The sequence below is a fragment of the Glaciecola punicea genome (assembly GCF_001756615.1).
GTDB classification, from domain to species: Bacteria; Pseudomonadota; Gammaproteobacteria; order Enterobacterales; family Alteromonadaceae; genus Glaciecola; species Glaciecola punicea.
The window spans coordinates 54,845-74,960 of sequence record NZ_LZXY01000014.1 but is presented as its reverse complement, the minus strand read 5'-3'; the positions used below and the strand labels follow the sequence as shown (position 1 = coordinate 74,960).

General features: G+C 42.6%; 20 protein-coding genes and 4 pseudogenes. 6 read left to right on the top strand and 18 right to left on the bottom strand.

Annotation, left to right across the window (positions count from 1 at the left end):
* Positions 1-125: 125 nt before the first annotated feature.
* Both BAE46_RS13490 and BAE46_RS15250 read left to right on the top strand, forming a co-directional pair.
* Complete coding sequence (locus BAE46_RS13490) at positions 126-365, top strand: helix-turn-helix transcriptional regulator (RefSeq protein WP_083256887.1); 240 nt, start codon at positions 126-128, stop codon at positions 363-365.
* Positions 366-847: 482 nt separating this feature from the next.
* Positions 848-1,210: pseudogene (locus BAE46_RS15250) on the top strand (group II intron maturase-specific domain-containing protein); the annotation flags it as partial.
* A gap of 387 nt (positions 1,211-1,597) precedes the next feature.
* On the opposite strand, the gene BAE46_RS14455 reads toward BAE46_RS15250, so the two are convergent.
* Together BAE46_RS14455 and BAE46_RS13480 are read right to left on the bottom strand one after the other, a co-directional pair.
* The gene (locus BAE46_RS14455; protein ID WP_083256885.1) at positions 1,598-1,933 is read right to left on the bottom strand and encodes a transposase; all 336 of its coding nucleotides are present in this window, start codon (positions 1,931-1,933) and stop codon (positions 1,598-1,600) included.
* A gap of 351 nt (positions 1,934-2,284) precedes the next feature.
* On the bottom strand, positions 2,285-2,830 hold the full coding sequence (locus BAE46_RS13480; protein ID WP_070113279.1) for a YbhB/YbcL family Raf kinase inhibitor-like protein: 546 nt from the start codon (positions 2,828-2,830) through the stop codon (positions 2,285-2,287).
* Between the two features lie 286 nt (positions 2,831-3,116).
* Between BAE46_RS13480 and BAE46_RS13475 the strand changes: the two are divergent.
* Positions 3,117-3,935, top strand: a pseudogene (locus BAE46_RS13475) (IS110 family RNA-guided transposase); the annotation flags it as partial.
* Positions 3,936-3,947: 12 nt separating this feature from the next.
* Here BAE46_RS13475 and BAE46_RS14450 read toward each other — a convergent pair.
* Positions 3,948-4,407, bottom strand: a pseudogene (locus tag BAE46_RS14450) (IS3 family transposase); the annotation flags it as partial.
* A 242-nt stretch (positions 4,408-4,649) separates the two neighbouring features.
* Positions 4,650-5,411: pseudogene (locus BAE46_RS13470) on the bottom strand (IS5 family transposase).
* Between the two features lie 320 nt (positions 5,412-5,731).
* Between BAE46_RS13470 and BAE46_RS13465 the strand changes: the two are divergent.
* From BAE46_RS13465 to BAE46_RS15055, 3 genes are all read left to right on the top strand, one after another.
* Positions 5,732-6,433 (top strand): Crp/Fnr family transcriptional regulator, encoded by a 702-nt coding sequence (locus tag BAE46_RS13465; protein WP_070113275.1) that lies wholly within the window; start codon positions 5,732-5,734, stop codon positions 6,431-6,433.
* Between the two features lie 73 nt (positions 6,434-6,506).
* Entirely contained in the window at positions 6,507-6,869 is a 363-nt protein-coding gene (locus BAE46_RS13460) for a VOC family protein (protein WP_244885024.1), read from the top strand.
* 26 nt (positions 6,870-6,895) lie between these two features.
* Entirely contained in the window at positions 6,896-7,054 is a 159-nt protein-coding gene (locus BAE46_RS15055) for a hypothetical protein (protein WP_244885023.1), read from the top strand.
* A gap of 82 nt (positions 7,055-7,136) precedes the next feature.
* On the opposite strand, the gene BAE46_RS13455 is transcribed toward BAE46_RS15055, so the two are convergent.
* From BAE46_RS13455 to BAE46_RS13390, 14 genes are all read right to left on the bottom strand, one after another.
* Positions 7,137-8,543: a sodium/proline symporter gene (locus tag BAE46_RS13455; protein WP_070113273.1), complete on the bottom strand. Its 1,407-nt coding sequence runs from the start codon at positions 8,541-8,543 to the stop codon at positions 7,137-7,139.
* A gap of 18 nt (positions 8,544-8,561) precedes the next feature.
* Positions 8,562-9,641: a CpcT/CpeT family chromophore lyase gene (locus tag BAE46_RS13450; protein WP_070113271.1), complete on the bottom strand. Its 1,080-nt coding sequence runs from the start codon at positions 9,639-9,641 to the stop codon at positions 8,562-8,564.
* 98 nt (positions 9,642-9,739) lie between these two features.
* Positions 9,740-10,903: a CaiB/BaiF CoA transferase family protein gene (locus BAE46_RS13445; protein ID WP_070113269.1), complete on the bottom strand. Its 1,164-nt coding sequence runs from the start codon at positions 10,901-10,903 to the stop codon at positions 9,740-9,742.
* A 2-nt stretch (positions 10,904-10,905) separates the two neighbouring features.
* The gene (locus tag BAE46_RS13440) at positions 10,906-12,096 is read right to left on the bottom strand and encodes a CaiB/BaiF CoA transferase family protein (protein ID WP_070113267.1); all 1,191 of its coding nucleotides are present in this window, start codon (positions 12,094-12,096) and stop codon (positions 10,906-10,908) included.
* A 111-nt stretch (positions 12,097-12,207) separates the two neighbouring features.
* Positions 12,208-13,383, bottom strand: coding sequence for an acyl-CoA dehydrogenase family protein (locus BAE46_RS13435; RefSeq protein WP_070113265.1), 1,176 nt, complete (start codon positions 13,381-13,383; stop codon positions 12,208-12,210).
* Positions 13,384-13,393: 10 nt separating this feature from the next.
* On the bottom strand, positions 13,394-13,912 hold the full coding sequence (locus BAE46_RS13430) for a MaoC family dehydratase (RefSeq protein WP_070113263.1): 519 nt from the start codon (positions 13,910-13,912) through the stop codon (positions 13,394-13,396).
* Between the two features lie 32 nt (positions 13,913-13,944).
* Positions 13,945-14,778, bottom strand: coding sequence for an HpcH/HpaI aldolase/citrate lyase family protein (locus BAE46_RS13425; RefSeq protein WP_070113261.1), 834 nt, complete (start codon positions 14,776-14,778; stop codon positions 13,945-13,947).
* A complete protein-coding gene (locus BAE46_RS13420) occupies positions 14,766-15,683 on the bottom strand; it encodes a polysaccharide deacetylase family protein (RefSeq protein WP_070113259.1) in 918 nt (305 codons plus the stop codon). The genes BAE46_RS13425 and BAE46_RS13420 overlap by 13 nt, the downstream gene beginning before the upstream one ends.
* A gap of 42 nt (positions 15,684-15,725) precedes the next feature.
* Positions 15,726-16,568 (bottom strand): SDR family NAD(P)-dependent oxidoreductase, encoded by an 843-nt coding sequence (locus BAE46_RS13415; protein WP_070113257.1) that lies wholly within the window; start codon positions 16,566-16,568, stop codon positions 15,726-15,728.
* Positions 16,569-16,577: 9 nt separating this feature from the next.
* Complete coding sequence (locus BAE46_RS13410; RefSeq protein ID WP_070113255.1) at positions 16,578-16,886, bottom strand: REDY-like protein HapK; 309 nt, start codon at positions 16,884-16,886, stop codon at positions 16,578-16,580.
* Positions 16,887-17,003: 117 nt separating this feature from the next.
* Positions 17,004-17,486, bottom strand: a complete 483-nt coding sequence (locus tag BAE46_RS13405; RefSeq protein WP_070113253.1) for a DUF3598 domain-containing protein — start codon at positions 17,484-17,486, stop codon at positions 17,004-17,006.
* A gap of 301 nt (positions 17,487-17,787) precedes the next feature.
* Positions 17,788-18,147 carry a hypothetical protein gene (locus BAE46_RS13400; RefSeq protein WP_070113251.1) on the bottom strand — a complete coding sequence of 120 codons (360 nt, stop codon included), beginning with the start codon at positions 18,145-18,147 and terminating at the stop codon, positions 17,788-17,790.
* A gap of 21 nt (positions 18,148-18,168) precedes the next feature.
* Positions 18,169-19,365 (bottom strand): class I SAM-dependent methyltransferase, encoded by a 1,197-nt coding sequence (locus tag BAE46_RS13395; protein ID WP_070113249.1) that lies wholly within the window; start codon positions 19,363-19,365, stop codon positions 18,169-18,171.
* Positions 19,362-20,090 (bottom strand): DUF3108 domain-containing protein, encoded by a 729-nt coding sequence (locus BAE46_RS13390; RefSeq protein ID WP_070113247.1) that lies wholly within the window; start codon positions 20,088-20,090, stop codon positions 19,362-19,364. The genes BAE46_RS13395 and BAE46_RS13390 overlap by 4 nt, the downstream gene beginning before the upstream one ends.
* Between the last annotated feature and the right edge of the window lie 26 nt (positions 20,091-20,116).

Genomic DNA, 20,116 nt, shown 5'->3' with positions numbered 1-20,116 from the left:
GACAAATCACTATTAATCCATTTCTGAACAACGGCTTTTTTGTGCTCCAAAGGATACTGCTTCATCTATATTTACTTACCGCCACCTCTCTTTGATTTAGTGAATTAACTAAGGCGACAACAATTATGACAGAGGGGGAGATTGAAACATCACAAAATAACGGAAAAGATATAATGCAAGACAATAATAGTAATTTGATAAGAAGAAAAGAGCTTATTGAATATTTGGGTATAAACGGAAGTACTTTGTGGCGTTGGCGTCAATCACAAAGTTTTCCAAAAGAGATAAGGCTTGGGCCGAACTCAATAGCGTGGAGACGTTCAACCATAAACAAATGGATAGAGCAAAGAACCAAGAATCATTGATTATGTTTTATGGAATGCGCAATTTCCTCAAGTATAATTGACTAAGATTGCGCTTTTTCGTATTTCTGCACATTCTATCGTTAGTAAAGGCAAACTTTATTGTATTAATGGCGACAGTATATGCTTCAATTCACTAGAAACACTTCTTTGACTTTGCCGCTTGCCACGATCGCTATATTTGATCGTAGTGCGCTTGCTCTGGTTTCGATGCGGATGAAATAGTTAATGAATAAAGTACGCCCATCGATTTTGTACATCCAGAAGTTTACGCGTTTACATTAGACCATTACAATTTCACCTGACTATTTAAAATGCAATATCGCCCTCATTTTCAAATTCCCTACAGCGTGATATTCCATTTTTGTGAATCTTTTTCTTTCAGATAACGAAGTGATTTGGTGGACTAACCAAGCAGCTTAGGCTTGCCTAGCTAGTGGTAAGGTTTGGTCTGTTTCGGTGAAGGTTAAACAAAGTATTATTGTCATGTTGTTTCTAAGGCTGTCTTTTATCGAGTAGATATTCAGATATTCAAAGCGATTTATCGCTGGATAAAACGTAAACACAAGAAAAAGAACGCCACATGGCTCAAAAGACGATATTTCACTATAGTAGAGATGAATCAATGGCGATTTTTCGCTTGGGACAAAGATGTTCAAGATAATACTGAACAACTTATACTCTATCAAGCTGGCTACACACCCATTAAACGACACGTGAAAATTCGCAATGCCGCCAATCCATTCCTCAAGGAATACGCTGAGTACTTTAAGAAACGAAGTACAAAAGTTAGCATTAAACCTTGGTGGATGCCGTTACATTTACTGCCGGTTCAGTTTTACCGCTGAGCTTATTTAGGCTTGGGTCGCAGGCGGGGAAACTCGCAAGTACTCATATGGACTCCACCTGTTTCACAACAAGTTTTTGCATTATATTTGGTAAATCGCTAGCGTATATTCGGCTTCTTTAATGAGATTGCGATTCTCTAGCCTTCGATGTGTTCGCATCTACTGTCCTTGTTGGTTCTGTAGCTTTTGATAGCTTCCGTATGTGGCAGGTTCGCAGTAGATTGGTATAACCAATTATAATCGCTTTTTTGTTGTAGAACGCTTAAAACTTTTGGTAACTTTATATTATCTGATTGTTTAACAAAAAATCACGGTTTTTTGATATGGCTGTCCGGGGGACAATAAAGCCCATGCGGTTCTTACTGCTTTATTTGCAAGGGCTATTACCTACACGCTTAACCATCGTTGTTTAGTTGCATTCGCTTTGTCAGGCAACTTACATATAATAGATAGCGCCCCTTGGTATAGCGCGGCCCTTAATTCTTTGTTACCGCCTATTTTATCAATTCCTCGTATAGATACTTTACCGCCTGAGCTGAATTGCTTCGGTGTCACTTCGACGTAAGCGGATGCTTGTCGCCCATTTTTAAATCCTTTTCCGTCACCTAAATTAGCGAAAACTATAGCTACGCATACTTCACCAACGCCCTCTAATCCTTTTAATCGTTGGCAAGGCTCTGGATCGTTAACTAATAAGGTACGTTGCTTTTCGACAGCATTTATTTGATGTTGATTAACTTACGCGGACGGATGTCCACTTTTCTCGAAACCCGACGAAAGCCCTTTGCATGGCTAATCAACGCTAAGGCCCCTAAAAATGCCGAAATATTCGAGCATGGTTAATGAGTGCTAAGGCCTCTGAAGTTATATTTTAAAAATTAATACTTTGTTGGACACCTTTGAACGAAAGTAGCCATAAAGAATTTGCTTCTTTCACACGCAAAAACCGTCTTGCGATCAGTCGATAAGTCTACCTGCTTCTGCCATCCTTTCATCTCCATATTTAATAAAGGGTCAATGTTGCTAACATTGCAGCAAACTGCACAATATAAACGACATCGACCAGACACTACTTTAGCGACCAAAATGGGCGGTTAAAAACGCCCGGCCAATCACGCCAGCTCCAAACATATTAAAATGGCATACAGCGACTGAAGTACTCTCATCGATTGGTAAGTTTTCCACGGACAAGGCTGACACACAAAAGATATAACGATGGTCGCCGTGCGCTGGGGGAGGCGCTGCGCCACAATAGCCGTTAAAGCCAGCATCATTGATTAACATCTTGGCGCCTACTGGAAGGAGCTTACCTTCAGGTTGTCCAGCTCCCGTTGGCAACGAATTAACAGATGCAGGGATGTCATAGACTACCCAATGCCAAAATCCGCTTACAGTAGGCGCATCTGGATCATAACAAGTAACTACGAAGGATTGGGTTTCTTTAGGGTATCCATGCCAACTTAATGCGGGTGAACAATCTTCACCGCCCTCAACACCAAACGCCTTACTCAATTGAGGTGCAGGCATAACACCTCCTTCAACAATATCAACAGACAGCAACTTAAACTCAGGAGCCTTTGGCAAGGCATCATAGGGATTATAAAAGAAAGGCGCTTTCATCGTGCTTGCTCCATTAAAAGATTTTTAATTCCGTTATCCTAACATCTGTTACATTCAGTGGTAAATAATTACTAAAGCGTTCTGCAAAGTTTCATGCGACTTTGCGTGCAAAGAGACCTATTGAATCATTGCGTCAAAGAAGGGCTATTTGCATTATTGAGTTAGAATTGTTTTCTTTCAGTCCTTCTCAGGCACAGACTAATGGAATGGTCGCCTCCCTTCCCAAAGTAGAAACATGGTGGCAAAATGTTGTTGTATTTTTCATCAATTAGAAGAGGCGTAAGCAATGACTATCACAACTATTGGTATAGATTTAGCTAAAAATGTTTTTCAGATCCACGACGTAGACCACTCTGGTAAAACCGTCTTGAAGAAACAACTCAGACGTAACCAAGTTCTCACTTACTTCATCAAATTATCAACGTGTACAATTGGTATGGAAGCCTGCGGTGGAACCCATTATTGGGCAAGGAAACTTACAGCGATGGGGCACACCGTAAAACTGATGGCTCCTCAGTTTGTGAAACCACACGTCAAAGCGAATAAAACGGATGCGGCAGATGCGGAGGCAATCTGCGAAGGGGTAACGCGACCCACTATGCGGTTCGTCGCGATTAAAAATGCAGAGCAACAAGCTATATTATCCCTGCATAGGGCCAGACAAGATTTTGATAAAGCAAGAATGGCACAAGCAAATCAGATACGAGGGTTGCTTGGCGAGTATGGCATCACTATTCCTCAAGGCATTAAATATGTTAGGAAGGATATGCTGATGTTACTTGATTCACCAGAGCATGAATTGCCCAGTGCGTTTACTGATTTGCTCAAACGCCTCCATGCGCGCTTAATGGTGCTCGAGGGGCAAGTCAGTGATTTAGAGACGCAAATCAATGTTTGGCATAGTAACAATGAATATAGTCAGAGACTGTGTAAAATTCTTTGCATTGGCCGAGAGTTAGCTGCTTGGTTGGGCCTTGTTCCTCGACGACACTCAAGCGGAGGAAGACCGATGCTATTGGGTATCAGTAAACGAGGTGATACCTATCTTAAGACATTGCTGATACACGGCGCACGCTCAGTAGTTCGAGTAGCCAAAAACAAAAGTAGTTTGTTCTGGTCAAGTCCAACCGGCCACTTTTCTAAAGGAATTTTCAAATTCAATCGGTAATTGATTGCCGTTCGACGAATGCAACCGCTCCAGATTGTAATATTTAATAAATGCAGCCACATCTTGCTTCATATGTTCTCGTGTTGGTTGCGCTATTTTAAACGACCAATCGTGCTTTAAACTGCCGAAGAATCTTTCAACAACAGCATTGTCCCAACACGCACCTACATCACCCATGCTAGCTCGGCAATTTAAGTCCCTTAATAGCTTTCTAAAGCGCTTACTCGTATATTGCTAGCCTTTATCACTATGAAAAAAAGCCTTTTGGAGGCTGGCGTAGGCTGCGTGCTTTAGAAAAAGCTTGCTCAACCAAGTCTGTTGTCATACGACTTGAGATATGCCAACCTACAATTCGTCGACCGCATAAATCCATGACAATAGCTAAATACTGACAACCTTCGCCAGACTGTTGTGGGTTTATAAATGAAGAAAAATTATTGTGATTATTGGCAAGTTTAAGGAAACAAATGTATTTTGAAACAATCTAATTTTTGATAACAAAATTAAGACATTAGCATTAAAAAGATTGATTCGTAGTTCATTGGTAATGCAGAGCAGTAATTATCATAACTCCTCAGTTAGATTGCCTGTAAAGCGCATCAAGTAACTTGACAGGTACACTAGGGCGTGTTGATCTTTGCTGTACATAAATTAATCAGCCCACATGGGTAGCCACATCATGGCAAACGCGAGAGCGACCATTAAATGGTAGTTTCGTTCTAGCTTTTCATATCTCGTGGCTACCCCCCTATATTGTTTAATTCGGCCAAAGGCGTTCTCAACCAAATGACGATATTTATACATACACCAATCAATATCGTCATTGCCCACTAAACTGTTCACCTTTCGCGGAATAACGGGTGCAGCGTCATTTTCACGAATATAATCCCTTAGTTTTTCACTACTGCAACCTTTGTCTGCAACCACTATTTTGCTGGCAGGCGAATTGGCTACTAGCGACTCGCCATGGACAATATCATGCGTATTTCCACAAGATAATTCATAGTAAACAGGCAAACCACCGCTATCCACCGCAAGGTGAATTTTGGTGGAATTCCCACCTCTACTTTTTCCTATCGACTCATCATCAGCGGTGGCCGCGCCGGTACTATGCTGATGCGCTCTTATAATACTGCCATCAATAAATAACCAATCGGTGTCAGCATAACGAGTAAGTACGCGAAACAGCTCGTTCAAAACATCCTTTTTTGACCATAAGTTAAACCGCCTGAAAACAGCGCTCCACTTACCAAAGTAAGGCGGTAGGTCGCGCCATGGAATACCTGTTCGCATCTTGAACAGTATGCATTCGAGCGTTTTTCTATACTCTGGCTTATTATAAATTCAACCACTTAAGTGCATTATTCTGGATAAGACATTCCATGTCTCATCTGTTAACATTAAACTAGGCATGTAGGTTTGCTATCGTTTATTCTTGGTGGAATTAATTATACCTTATCTACATGCCGCTTGTTTTTAATACTGCAAAGATCAACACACCCTAGTGTCAATTAACTACTTTTTCCCATAAAGAGGAGTTAATTAACACAGAACCCTTTATTTTCCCCTCAGTTCATGTAATTCTAGGATTTATAAATTTGTCCGTACAAATTTGCAAATGAACATTTTGCCTTGTTCTATAAATGGCATAAGTTTACGTGATTGTTGCGCTTACAACCTTATAAATGACGCGCGTTTCGTTCACGTTTTATTACTAATACATAGGAAATCACATGGCATTAGATATTAATAAAGTTGTCATAAAAACATCACTCACATCCTGCTTTGGTAGCCGCTTTAGTGATGTTGAAGGAGCTACTGCCTTTATCGAAGAATTAGCGAAGGAGGCTGAAGAGGTATCGTTAGCAACTGGTGACTATGTATTTAGAGAAAAAGATAAGTCGGAATATGTTTATATACCAGAAACCGGTTCAATCATGTTAGAGCGCTGCACCGCTTCAGGCTCTAGGCAAGTGTTTGCATTTCTGTTTACCGGCAATTTACTGGGTCTTTCAGAGCGTCCAACATATTCCTTTAGCGCGAAAACATTGACTAATTCCGTAGTGATTAGAATTACCAAACAAATGATGAAAGATGTTTTTTCAAAGTACCCGGCAGTAGCTCAGCGTTATCATGATGTTACAGGCCACATACTCTCGCTCATATTAGATCAGCTTTTTGTTATGGGTCAAAAATCGGCGCACCAGCGTTTGGCGCATTTTTTATTAGATATGCAATATAGGATTGGGCACGGAACACAAAAATTCTTTTTACCCATGAGCAGACAAGATATTGCTGACTATTTAGGTATGTCTTTAGAAACCGCCAGTAGGGGTTTTAGTAAATTAAAATTGGATGCTTTGATTAAGATTGAAAGCAATTATCAAATTACGTTGTTAGACAGAGACAAATTATTTGAATATGCAGAGCGGTGAATTGACGGATGTCAATGCCGCTGTGTAAGTCTCACTAGATAGTAGATTAAATATACTAAATTGTGTGCCCATCATGCATAGTTTTATCAAACCTTCTGCTTTTATAGCGCTAATCATAAGTGTTAGTAATCAACTTATGGCTGTTCCTGTTGACGAAGATAAGCGCACAACATTAATCGTTAACGATGCTGACAAGTCTTTAGCGCTTTATAAAGATGCACTTGGTCTCAATGTTATTTACGATCAAATGATTAATAGCCCAATGGAAGACGGCAAGATTAAAAAGCGCCGTCTTGTGCTGCTTCAAGCCAATGATGATTACATCGGCGTGCTTGGGATCCTTGAATACATTTACCCCTTAAAACCACAAAGAGCCGAACATTTTGATGAGCTGGTTCCGGGCGATCCTATTATTGTCATGAATGTGAAAGATTAGAGACGCGCTGGGCTAGTGTAGAAAAATTGGAAGACGTTGAGATTATTGAAGCACCTCACTTAGTGGATTATCCTCGCGCAGACGGTGGAAAAATTTCAGTGATGGTATCGATGATCCGTGTCCCTGACGGTTACTGGATTGAAATTAATACACTGCTAGATGAACCCGCCAAATTTAGCGATTGAACTACATAGGAGCTTTAGGGGCGGCAATGCCCCTTTTTAAGTTTATGAACGCAGGAAAAAATTTACTAAAAAAATAGCCCAATTAATCAATACGCTTTTCGCCTCGCCCCCACCATACAATGGCGAAAGAAAGTACAAAAGGCAACACCCTTTCTAAAATATCACCCGGCGCATTGGCTTGCCAATTAAATGCCACCGTACCGCAAAATCCAATTAAAATAGCCGCTAAGCGAAATTTTCCTGACACCTTATAGCCACATAAAATAACAATGAGTAAGGGGCCGAATGCTGATCCTATTGCCGCCCATGCGAATAATACGCGCGAAAAAATAGCTTCAGGCGCAAACAAAGCAATAAGTAGCGACACCATGCACATTATCACAACGGTGCACCGTGACCACAAAAGACTATTGCTAGGCTTACTTGCGGGCTTTAAATCGTAAGACAAAGACGAAGCCGCCACCAACAATTGGCTATCTGCGGTAGACATGATAGCGGATAACACTGCCGCCACTATCACGCCCGCCACAATAGGGTGAAATAACAAATTGGTTAGGTCGAATAAAACCTGTTCGCTATTTGCGTTTACCGGCAATAAAACGCGCGCACAAAGCCCTAATAACAGCATGCCGCCATACACAATAATAGGCCAGCCAATACCGACCCATTTTGCAGTTTTCATGTCGCTGTCATTTTCGATCGCCATAAAACGATTCACCACATGAGGCTGACCCGGATTACCTAAGCCTATTCCCAGCATTCCAATGACAAAAGCAAATGCTGCCCAACCATAAAACTCACCACTAAAAGACAACTGAGCACTTGAATAAACCTCAGGCAATGCTTTTATGAGTGCGCCAAGGCCACCTATTTCCCACAGTGCTACTAGCGGAAGCATTATAGCCACAGCGGCCATTAACATTCCCTGCACTGTATCGGTTACGCTTACGGCCCAAAATCCACCCAATAAGGTGTAAATTAATATAATAAGGGTGCCCGTAATGACCGCTCTTTCTGTAGACATACCAAAACTACTAGAAAAAGTGCCGCCTGCGGCTTGAAATTGCGCCGCCACATAAAAGGCAAACGAGAATATAATGGCAATACTGCAGGCAATTACAATTGCTTTAGCATACTTACCGTTACCACTTAATAACTGCGTTAACGTAATAGCGCCGGTTTTATTGCCTAATACTCTTATTTTGGGCGCTAACCATAACCAATTGAAGATGTACCCGCCCACAATGGCAGGAAACAATAATAACGCCGACAGCCCCATTGAATAAGCCGCCCCGCTTACGCCTAACAGGCTCCACGCGGAAGAAGCACTTGCCGAGGAGCTAATAGCGGCAACCCATGGACCGAGTGTTTTGCCGCCGATAAAAAAATCTTGGCTGGTTTGGGTACGTTTACTCGCCCATAAACCAATACCAATAAGCAAGATCTTATAACCGATTAATGTAACTAATATAACCATTTCACGACCCATACTTATTCCTCAACGCGCTTAAAAACTTAAGTGCGGTCTAGTTTGCTTTTTATTTAAACCGGTTTGCATCCAGCGTAAATTTAAGTCCATGGTGGGGTTGGCGCGATCATTCCATATGTAGGTAATGGTATTGCCGGTTGCGTCTTCAATGAGCCCTAATTTAAAAATGGGATCGTTGGTGTATTGGTAAGTTAATAAAGCAAGCTGCACCGAATAACCTGACCGGTCCTGAGTTTTGTCGTCAAGAATTGGCACTATTTGACCTTCACTATGCAGCAGGAGTCCGCGAGTAAAAAGCCAATCTGCATCTTTATCAGCTTGCTGGTCGCCAATACGCGTGCCGCCCCATCCTTGATAGCAAGTCACTTTGCGGTTTTTATGTGCAATGCCAGCTTTGTCACCAAATACATAATTACCATCTTCATCTTCGGCTTTATCGCTAATATAAATTTCGCTCTGGGTGAACTTAAGCGTATCGTTGAAATATATTGTTTTACCGTTTCGCTGTGACACAATTACACAGGTACTATGGTTCATAAAACCATCAAAATAGCCTGCGTTGTTATCGTCTACTTTATATGCCCAATAGACCTCGCAGCCTAAATAATTAGTAAGCTCGTCTAATTGAAGATTCTGGTATAATTTGGGGTTTAAATGACCATCTGTAAACTTATTTTCGTCTTTGAAGCGATAGATATTTAGTTCTAGTAACGAGGTTTCGTCATTGCGTACAAATTGATATAAACGCTGGCGATATATCATACTTGCGTCGCCATCCATGTATTGCTTCACAAAACAAGTGGTGCCTTTTAGAACGGGTGTAGGCAATGGCGCAAATATATGATGTATATGCTCGTGCACCTGTAAATTGGGGTTCTTTTCTAGGTCAATTTTATCTTGCCAGTTTTGTTCATGATTATTAAATTCAGCCCCAAACCACTGATGAAATAAGGCTTCATTAATAGGGTCGCTGTTAATGTCTTCGCGCATCGTGTTTGCGCTTCGCTCATTATTGCTTGCCCCTTTATTGCTTGAATCAACGGCGGCACATGCGCTCAAAAATAATACCAATGTTAGTAATGCTATATGTAGTTTCATTGGCTATCCTTAGATGTATTATCTTCAAGCACCACGCGGTAATACCCTTTAGCCCTAATCCAACTTAATGCAGTTTCCCACATCAATTTAGGCCCTAGCTATTCACTAAATGCTCTTGCTGTTTTCATTTCTTCGATGTCGTCTTGGCTATAGCCAATTTGAGCGAGTACTTCTCGCGTATGTTGACTAAAGCTTGGTAAGTCAAAATTAGGATTAGCGGGCTCTTGTGCATATTTAATAGGCACTCCCAAATGCTGGTTGCCGTGCTTATCGGTCAAGAGCATTTCGCGACTTAGCGTATGCTCGTCGCGCATTGCTTCATTTAATTCGCGCACGGGTGACCAACATACATCTATCTTGGCGAGAAAATCACTCCAAAAGGCGAGGCTTTGGGCGCCAAAACTTTCTTTTAAAAATGTTTTAACCGGATTTTGCACATCGCCAGGGGGTTGTTTGCAAAGCTCAATTAAATCGGATCGATTAAGTGCAGTTAACAAGTTCTCAGCAAACTTCACTTCACTGCCCCCTAAGGTTAAATAACGCTGATCGTTGGTTTCATAAATGCCATACATCGCCGCGCCGCCCCAGCTTCTTTCATGCTTAGGCTTTGGTGAGCGGTTTTCAGCAAAAACCGAGCCCATTGCATTGGAATACCACGCAATTAGCGAGTCTTGCATAGAGATATCTATGTAGTCGCCCTCGCCGCTTTGCTGCGCACGAAGAAGCGCCATCAATACGCCCGAAAAAGCCATTAAACTGCCAGCCATATCGGCAACCGGCATAGCAGGCTGAGCGGGCTTACCGTCTTGACCTTCGTTAATAAATACCGCGCCTGAATCGGCCTGTATGCTTAAATCGTGAGCAGGTTGCAATCGCTTAGGGCCAGTTTGGCCATAGGCAGAAATAGAGCAATATACTATTTTAGGATTTACTTGCATTACGCTTTTATAATCAATGCCTAAACGCTCAACCACCCCGGGTCTAAAAGCTTCAACAACCACATCGACGTTTTCACACAGTTTGAGAAAAGCGGCTTTGCCCGCTGAGCTTTTCAAATTTAAATTGATACTTTTCTTACCACGAAACACATTGCGAAACCATACCGACTCGCCGTTTTGTTGTAAGCCAATGTGCCGCACAGGTTCGCCGCCAGGTGGTTCGAGACTAATAACCTCAGCGCCATGGTCGGCCATCATCATGGTAAAATGCGGACCGGGTAAAAAAAGCGATAAGTCGAGTACTCGAATGCCTTGCAGTTTCATGTTTAGATAGTTCCAGCAGCTTTTAGTTCGTCAATTTGCTGTTGATTATACCCCAGCTCAGTTAATAGCTCTTGGGTGTTGTGTCCCATTTCAACAGAGGCTTTGCCTGTTAGGCGCTTACCATTCATTTTAATCGGGTTAGCCAATACTTCCATATCTTTGTTATGCGGATGCGGCACTTTTTGTACCATTTTAACATCGTGTACATATCTATTATTAAGCGCTTGAGGCACGTCATATACAGGAGCACTAGGAATTTTACCTTTAAAAACTTCAAGCCAGTGAGCGGTGGCGTGCGTGCAAAGTACTCTGTCTATTTCTTGGGTGAGTAGATCACGGTTTTCACGTCTGCCTGCCACCTTGGCAAAACGCGTTCCTTTCAACAAGTCATCGTTTAGTAGGTCAACCAATACACCCCAAAATTTGTCGGTCATAGCCATTAAAAATATAAAGCTGTCTTTAGTTTTATATAGCTGGCACGGTACTGTGGCTGGATGCGCCGAGCGTGGAGCTCGTTCAACTACGTATTGCTCATTCAAATACCAAGTTGCAGGGTAAGATAATTGATGCAGCGCTACGTCAAATAAAGACACGTCGACATCGCGTCCTTGTCCGGTTTTATGGGCACCAAGTAAAGCAGCGGTTAAGCCTAAAGAGGCTACTGCGCCAGTCATAAAGTCAATCATCGACAGGCCAAATCGGGCTGGTGCTTGACCAGGCTCACCTGTTAATGACATTAAGCCAGCTTCAGCCTGCATTAAATAGTCATAGCCAGGCCAGCTAGCGCGGTCGTTGTCGCGGCCATATGCCGATAGGTGACCACACACTATTTTTGGGTTAATGTACTTTAACTTGTCATAGGTAATACCGAGTTTTTCAGGTTGGTCGCCGCGTAAATTATTGGTGACCGCGTCTGCTGAAGCAACTAGCTGTTCAAAAATTTTGCGACCGTCTTGTGATTTCAAATCGAGCGTAAGGCTCTTTTTGTTTAAGTTAAATGTTTGGAAAAAATAACTATCGTTGTCCCCTAAAAAGAAGGGTCCGGTTTGCCTAGACACATCGCCGCCAATTTTAGGGTTTTCTATTTTTATAACTTCTGCGCCCATATCAGCCAAATACATTGAGCCATAGGGGCCTGCGCCATATTGTTCAACTGCGATAATGCGAATACCTTTAAGGGGCAAATTACTCATAATGTTTCCTATAAATTGCATGTTCGCAATAGATTATAATGTGTGGGGGGGGGAAGTCGCTGGTTACTCAGCATACGAATGAATATGCCAATCACCAGCGGTATAAAACGTCTAAATTTTATGGCGCTCAATAAGCTGCTTAGCAATAATAATGCGCTGCATTTCGTTAGTACCCTCGCCTATGCACATCAGCATAGCGTCGCGATAATAGCGTTCTATGTCGTATTCAACCGAATAGCTAAAACCACCAAATATACGCATTGCTTCGTTAGCGCAATATACACCGGCTTCAGAACCGAAGTATTTGGCCATACCCGCTTCCATGTCACAGCGCTCGTGGGCGTCGTACTTAGCAGCAGCGTGTTCAATTAATAGTCTGGCGGCTTCTACTTGCGTTGCCATTTCACCTAGCTTTAATTGAATTGCCTGATGCTTACAAATGGGTACACCAAAGGTTTCACGCTCTTGGGCATAACGCACTGCAAGTTCGGTTGCACCTTGGGCAATACCGGCTCCCCGCGCTGCGATATTAATACGCCCTAACTCTAGTCCACCAACAGCTTGTAAAAATCCACTGCCTTCTTTTTCACCCACCAAGTTAGCTGCGGGCACTCTTACATCTTCAAAGCTCACTTCGCATGTATCGATTGCGCGGTAGCCAAATTTCTTCATTTTTGTAATGGTAATACCAGGCTTAGGATTGCCATCGGCATCTTTGGTCTCAACAATAAACAAACTGGTGCCTCTGTGCGCTGGCACTGCTTTTAAGTCTGTTTTAACGAGCACTGCTAAAGAGTTACCGTTTAAAGAGTTAGTGATCCATGTTTTAGCACCGTTGATTATATAATCGTCACCGTCGCGCACGGCTACTGTTCTAATTGCTTGAAGGTCAGTACCCGCGTTAGGTTCAGTTAACGCAATCCCACCGCGCATTTCACCGGTGACCATTCTATGTAAAAAGCGTTCTTTTTGTTGCTGCGTACCGCAGCGCTCAATGGCCGATGCTTGAATTAAGTGAGAATTAAAAATGCCACTAGGCGCCATCCATGCAGAGGCCACTTTCATTACAATTTTAGCGTAAATAGACGCCGGTAGCCCAAGGCCGCCGTATTCTTGACTCACCGTTGCACCAAATAATCCCAACTCTTTCATTTGCTCGGCTAAATGATGCGGATATTTATCTTCATGATCATACTCTTTAGCAATAGGTCTTACTTCTTTTTCGACCCATTTGTTGATCATATCCAATATTGCTGATTCATCTTCTTTTGACCATACTTCAGACATGATATACCTCTTAATAATTCACTTTATCTTCGACCGAATGGCCTATTTTGGCGATCAGCATTCTGCGTACAAAATGTCCAACCATTTTGCCGTCTTGATTAAAACCTGTCGTTTTTACGGTAACAATACCGGCCCCTGGTCTTGATTTAGATTCACGCTTTTCAAGCACCTCTGATTCAGCGATAAGTGTGTCGCCTTCAAACAATGGATAAGTAAGTTTAATCTCATCCCAGCCCAAATTTGCAATCGCCTTTTGACTCACATCGGTCACGCTCATGCCTACCATTAAGGCAACGGTAAACGGTGAACACACTATGCACTTGCCAAACTCACTGCCTTTTGCATATTCATCATCAAAGTGCATTGGGTGGGTATTCATGGTTAATAACGTAAACCATGTATTGTCGGTTTTTGTGATTGTACGACCCGGGCGATGTTCGTAAATGTCACCTACTTTAAATTCTTCGTAGTGACGACCGAAAGTTTCACGATAGCGGTTTTCACTGATTTTTTTTACATTTTGTACCATTAGGGTCTCTCTTTTTTTGTCTGAAGTTAGAGTTATTTATCCGCCTGCTGCGCGAGTTCAAGAATTCGCTCACAGGCAATTATGATGGGTCTGTCGATCATTCTTCCATTCACCACTAAGGCTCCACCATCATTTTTTAATGCAGCGTCTACCACTTGTTTAGCGTGCTCGAATTGCGCCTGTGTAGGTGCAAATGCAGTGTGAATGTCTGCTATTTGGCACGGATGAATTGCGGCTTTGCCGGTAAAACCTAATGCCTTAATTTTAACGGTTTCGTCAATCAGTCCTTGTACATCTTTTATGTCGATGTAAGGCACATCAATTAGCGCGACATTGGCTTTGGCAGCGGCTTTTACAAGTAGGCTTCTGGCGAACAATAATGGCTCGTAGCTAAATTCGCAGCGCAGTTCAGCCGACATATCACCGCCGCCAAACATGATAGCTTTTACACACGAGCTTGCGCTTGCGATGGCATCTGCATTGTCTAGGCCTTCAATAGTTTCAATTAGCGGTAAAATATTAGTGCTTGGCGAATTCAACTGATTTTGCGCACCTAAAACTTGTTCTGGGCTTGTGCATTTAGCTAACATGACAAGCGCCGGTTTAGTGGATGACAGTGCCGCTAAATCAGCTTGTCCTTCGGCGGTATCAAGCGGATTAGCTCGCACGCACACTTTGTGTTTAACTGAAACATCTAGACCTCGTAAAAACTCGACCACTGCCTGTCTTGCGGTGTTTTTATCCTGCGGTAACACGGCATCTTCTAAGTCGATGCAGATCATGTCGGCTCCGGCGCCGAGCGCTTTTTCGAAGCGCTCGGGACGCGAGCCCGGCACAAATAATAAAGAACGAATTAAAGGACCCATTTATTTTCCTGCGATAAGTTAGTGGACGAAGACTTTTCGAAAGTGGTCGAAGCAACGTTTGTTGCAAAGTGATTGGCAATTTGCACGCGAGTAGCAAACCAGACGTCCTCTTTTTGATTGACATATTCTAAGAACTGCTCGAAAGCGCCAATACGACCTGGGCGACCAATAATTCTTAAATGTAAACCAAGACTCATTATGCGAGGCTTTTCAAGACCTTCTGCCCACAATACGTCAAAGGTGTCTTTGGCATACTGCAGCCAATCTGCCGGTGTTAATGAAGGCGCAACCCACATTTTCATATCGTTAGAATCAAGCGCATATGGCACAATTATCATAGGTTCGTCGGAACCTTCAACCGCACCCCAAAAGGGAGCATCGGCACTGTAATCGTCCATGTGGTACAAAAAACCTTCTTCTTGCAGTAGTCTGCGCGTATTTTCAGTTAGCAAATAACGCGACAGCCACCCTAGTGGACGCTTGCCGGTACTTTTTTGAATACTCGTCACGGCATCTTTTATAAACTGGCGCTCTTCGTTTTCGTCCATGCGAAATTGAAATGTCCATCTATAGCCATGCGAACATGTTTCATCGCGTCTGCGTTTAATTGCATCAGCAATTTGTGGAGCGCGCTCTAAGCTTAAACCAGCTGCAGTCCATGTTGCTGGCACATCGTATTTATCTAAGAGGCTTATGATCCGGTCAGCACCTTCTTTAATGCCATACTGGTAATTAGACTCGTTACCATAGTTACGCATCGGCTTTTTCAAATAAACTTGCAGCTCATCTACGGGCTCCATGCCCTTATCGCCATCTTTGATGTTATATTCTGAGCCTTCTTCAAAATTCACTACAATAGACATTGCTAAGCGTTTATTTTCGGGCCATTGGTAACTTTTCGTCATAATTTTTTCTCTTATTTAGGTGGTAAACGGTAACAAAATAATTTAGTGGTACTCTTCACCACCCGACACGTTCATGCATTCACCAGTAATATAAATGGCTTGGTCGGAACACAAAAACGCACAGGCTTTGGCAATATCTTCTTGCTCTCCTGGCCGGCCTAGTGGAATGCGGTCGCGCATGTCTTGCATATATTTGTCATAGCCTTTGCCGCTTACTTGTGAAAAATGCTCATTTTGCCAAGCACCCAAACCAGTCGTAACGTGGTTTGGGCAAATTTCATTCACGTTAATTTTGTTAGGGCCAAGCTCTTGCGCGGCCACTCTGGTGAGTCCGTTCATACCATGTTTTGAAGTGGTATAAGCCGAAGCATGTGCAAAAGCAGACTTGGAAGCTTGTGAGCCAATATTAATGATTTTGCCGCCGTGACCTTGTTTAACCATTTGCTGGGCTGCATATTTAATGCCTAAAAATGTGCCGCGTAAGTTAACGCCTAAGACGGTGTCCCATTCGCTTACATCCATTTCTAAAATAGGCTTCATTAAGAAACCAACGCCTGCGTTGTTTATCCAAATATCGAGTTTTCCGTAGGTTTCAACGGCAAAACTCACCGCCCCGGCCACGTCTTCGTCCTTTAAAACGTTGCATACAACACTTGTTGCTTCACCGCCTGCGGCGACTATTTCATCCACAATTTGCTGCATTTCTGCGCTTGTACCCACGGCTGTGTCAGGCGCGTGCTTGGAATCGGCATAACCAATATCGGTGATAACAATTTTGCAACCTTCTTGCGCTAGACGTTTAGCCATGGCTTCGCCTAAGCCTGCTTTGCGACCCGCGCCGGTAATTACGGCCACCTTACCTTTCAATTCCTTATAAATAGACATGGCAACCTCTTATAGTTTCGATGTCATAATGAACAGTGGATTGTCTGCAAATTCTTGAAACTGTGCGGCCACTTTTTGCATAACCTCAGAGCCGGCATCTTTACCAAACTGTTCCATATCATTTACTTTTAGAATTTCTATATATTGATAGGGAGGTTTGCCCTCACTCATTAACAAGCCTTCTGATTTAAGCACTTCAAATACATCGACTGAAGGTAGACCGCTTGCGGTAGGAATATCTATTTGTTTAGCCCAATCTTGATATGCAGATACATCTGCACTGGCTTTTAAATTAAATAGTACGACGATAGTGGTCATAGTGTTGTGCCTTAAATTAATTTGTCCGGACAAATTTAAATCTAGAAGGAGGTAATGTCAAACGTTCTAGATAGTAGTTAAATAGAAAATTGATAAATGGCAATCACTAGGTCAACTTTAGTGACCGCGCCAGTCGTTAGACGTCCTTTGTTCGTCTATTAAGGTGCGCTTGAGTGTTTTGCCGTCTTGAAGCCACTGCCATACGCGGGACCTAAACTGCCCACAGTCTGACAAGTGGATCATTTCATATAAATAAGTACGAGGTTCGCCCACACGAGTCCAATGCAGCATCATGGTTCGGCGGTGCTCATCTAACGTCACCTCTGCCGCCCAACCGGTAATAATTTCGTTGTCGAAAACCAATTTATCTTCGTGAGCTTCACCCATGAAATCGCGAATATCCGTTTCACCATTTTCCCAAGTGTAATGATTGGTTTGATGATAAATATTGGGCTTGTCCTCGGGAATACGACAAACTAATTTTGATTTATGGATGTCAATCTGATCACCGTTTATATCAAAGTGCCTGTACCATCCTTCCCAAACGCCCTCATGACGAGCGAGTAGTGGAAAAGTTTCCTTAAGTTTTAATTTCGACATGTTGTTTCCTCTAAGTTGTTAGATAATTAACATAACAAAATAATCCTCTTAATTAGCTTTGATGAAGGCCGTTTTTGATATTTGTCATAATTAAATATCTGTAATGAAATATTGAGCTTTAAATTATTTGACTGGCGGGGAAAAATCTCCTGAGAGGCTTACAAAAAAAGGAAAAACAAAAATCCGCGAGAAGCAGCATGTAATTTAGTTGTTAAATTTGCGAGCTCTTAGGTGTACCTAACATCCTCTAAGAGCTCACATTAAGTCGCTTTTTTGGCAACTTAATTTTACGAAAGTGCGGTTATGTTTCTCGAGTGAGCCACTCTTGTACTTCTTCCATCGTAGGATCGTTGCCTTGCATTTCTTCTCTATCTTGTTGTAACACTCTTAAAATACGTGCTAAGAAGACTTGAGTATCGCTACTCCGTTTCGCCACTTCTTGTTTATTTGGTTGATAACTATTAATCTCGGTACGTGTTAACACGCCTTTTTCTTCAAGCAAGCACTCCAATGTGCCGACTCTTTCTCGTGTAACGGTTAACTCCATCGACAGCGCCATAGCAATGGACATGACCTGCTCGGTTTGCTTATTTTCTAAAAAGTAAGGCCGTTGGCCTTTAGCTTTAGTGCCCGCTAAATCGAGCTTATTAATATCTGTCATAATTATTCCTTTGAATTCGAATTACTTTTTCCACAAACCGTAAGCGTTCCACTTAGGTGCTCTACCGTAATCTTCACCCTCATCGTCTGCTTCACGCTTGCCGAATATTTTTTCATCCACCATCGACACAAGGCCTATATCAAACATGTCGGTAGCGTTGAATCCGCATTTGGTGAACATGGCCTTTAAGTCTAGGTCGTGCATGGGTCCCCAATAGGGTTCGTTGTTGTTGTAGGTGTCCCAATCGCGCGCGAACTGCTGATATAAGTCCATGCCTTCATACTGAGGCTGTTCTAAATGCAGCATTAAACCACCTGGTTTAAGAAGCCGGTTAATCGTTTTTAAAATTTTAGGCATAGAGCTGTGTGATAGCTCGTGCAGGAACATGGATGTTGTGATCAAATCGAACGATTCATCATCGTACTGATCGAGGTTTTCAGCGTTTGCTTGCACAAAGCGAATGTTATTCACGCCTAAAGACTTTGCTCTTGCGTGCGCATAACGCAGGCTAGGACGCGCCACGTCAATTGCAATCACTTCGGCATCAAGAAAAACTTGCGCCAATGGAACTGCGTTATGGCCAATGGTGCATCCCACATCCAAAATACGCTTGGGCTTAAAATTGCTGTGGGATTCTTTTAACCATTTGCCTATTGCTTGTCCGCCGCCGTCACTTAATGCCCCTAATAAACCTGCAGTGGTCGCAAATAAGCCAATATCGTAGCTTGCCGCTACCGTGACATCGTCTTCAAAATATTCCGTGTAATAACAGCCAGGTTGGCAATGAATGTCGACAGAGCCTACGTTTTCCGGGATTTCAATACTGGGGTTTAGCTCTAGCGTGTCTGCATCTTTATTAAGACGTGACACTTTTTCAACTAAGTCTTCTATTTGTCTTAGTACTTGGCCACGAGCTGCTTGATGACGCATTTCCATAGTATTTCTGCGCAGCGCACTCCACATTTGGAAATACTTGTTAGCCATCATCGCTTTGCGAATTTCATGTCGTGTCTCTGGCTCACGCCCCTTTTGCTTTACAAAGTTTGGTTTGACTTCTTTCTCATAGGCCACTCGCACACCCGGCAGCACTTGCGCACTTAAGTAAACGTTTAGGTGAGTTAGAAAATTAAGCCTAGCCACTTCATCATGATCTGCAGTGGGGAATACTTCATGTTTAGTTAATACATTCCATGAAGGTAGGGTTTTAGATGCACTCATTTGGTTTCTCCTATAATTTCAAAATCGATTAGCTCATAGTGAGTTTGCATGTAGCCCTCAACACCCGCTCTGAGTAATAAATAGTCGTCGTCTGCCGTGCACCACAAATTGTAGGGAGGGTGCTCTTCAGGTAAATTGCCTGCGGTGTCAACAAGCTGAAAATGTCTGGCGTTAAAAGTACCCGCTTTTACGGTGATGGACTCCTCGCCTACATAGCGAATACCAAACCCTGTTTTAAACAGCAGTGGGCCCGTTGCTCCTCGATGATCGGGAGAGGTTAAGTAAAGATTGGAGAAAAAAGTTTTGCCGAGCCCTTGGCTTAAATCATAAAGCTTCATTAACAAAGCATCGGCCACAATAGGATGCGCCTGTAACCATTTCACTTTATCGCTTAATTCAATACGCTGAGTAATTCGCCCATCTCTTTGGTTGTGCGTTTCACATTCAACATAAGAGTCAGTAAATCGCATCCAACCTGAACCTTCATATTTATCGCCAACGGTTATGCGCACGCTTGAATCAATCGGGCTTGAGTCTGCGTTCATTGCTTGCACAACGTCACGAATAACGTTGGGCTCATCATCAATTTCGCAGTGAGCATGCATGACCATTGTGCCGTCGCTTTGGGAAGTTATGGTAAAAAACTCACGGCCTCTTTCTTGGTCCATGCGGTCTGGTTTTTTACTCGTATATAAAATAGTGCCACGTATAGTTCTATGTTTCATTGTCGACTCTTTATGATTATCTATAT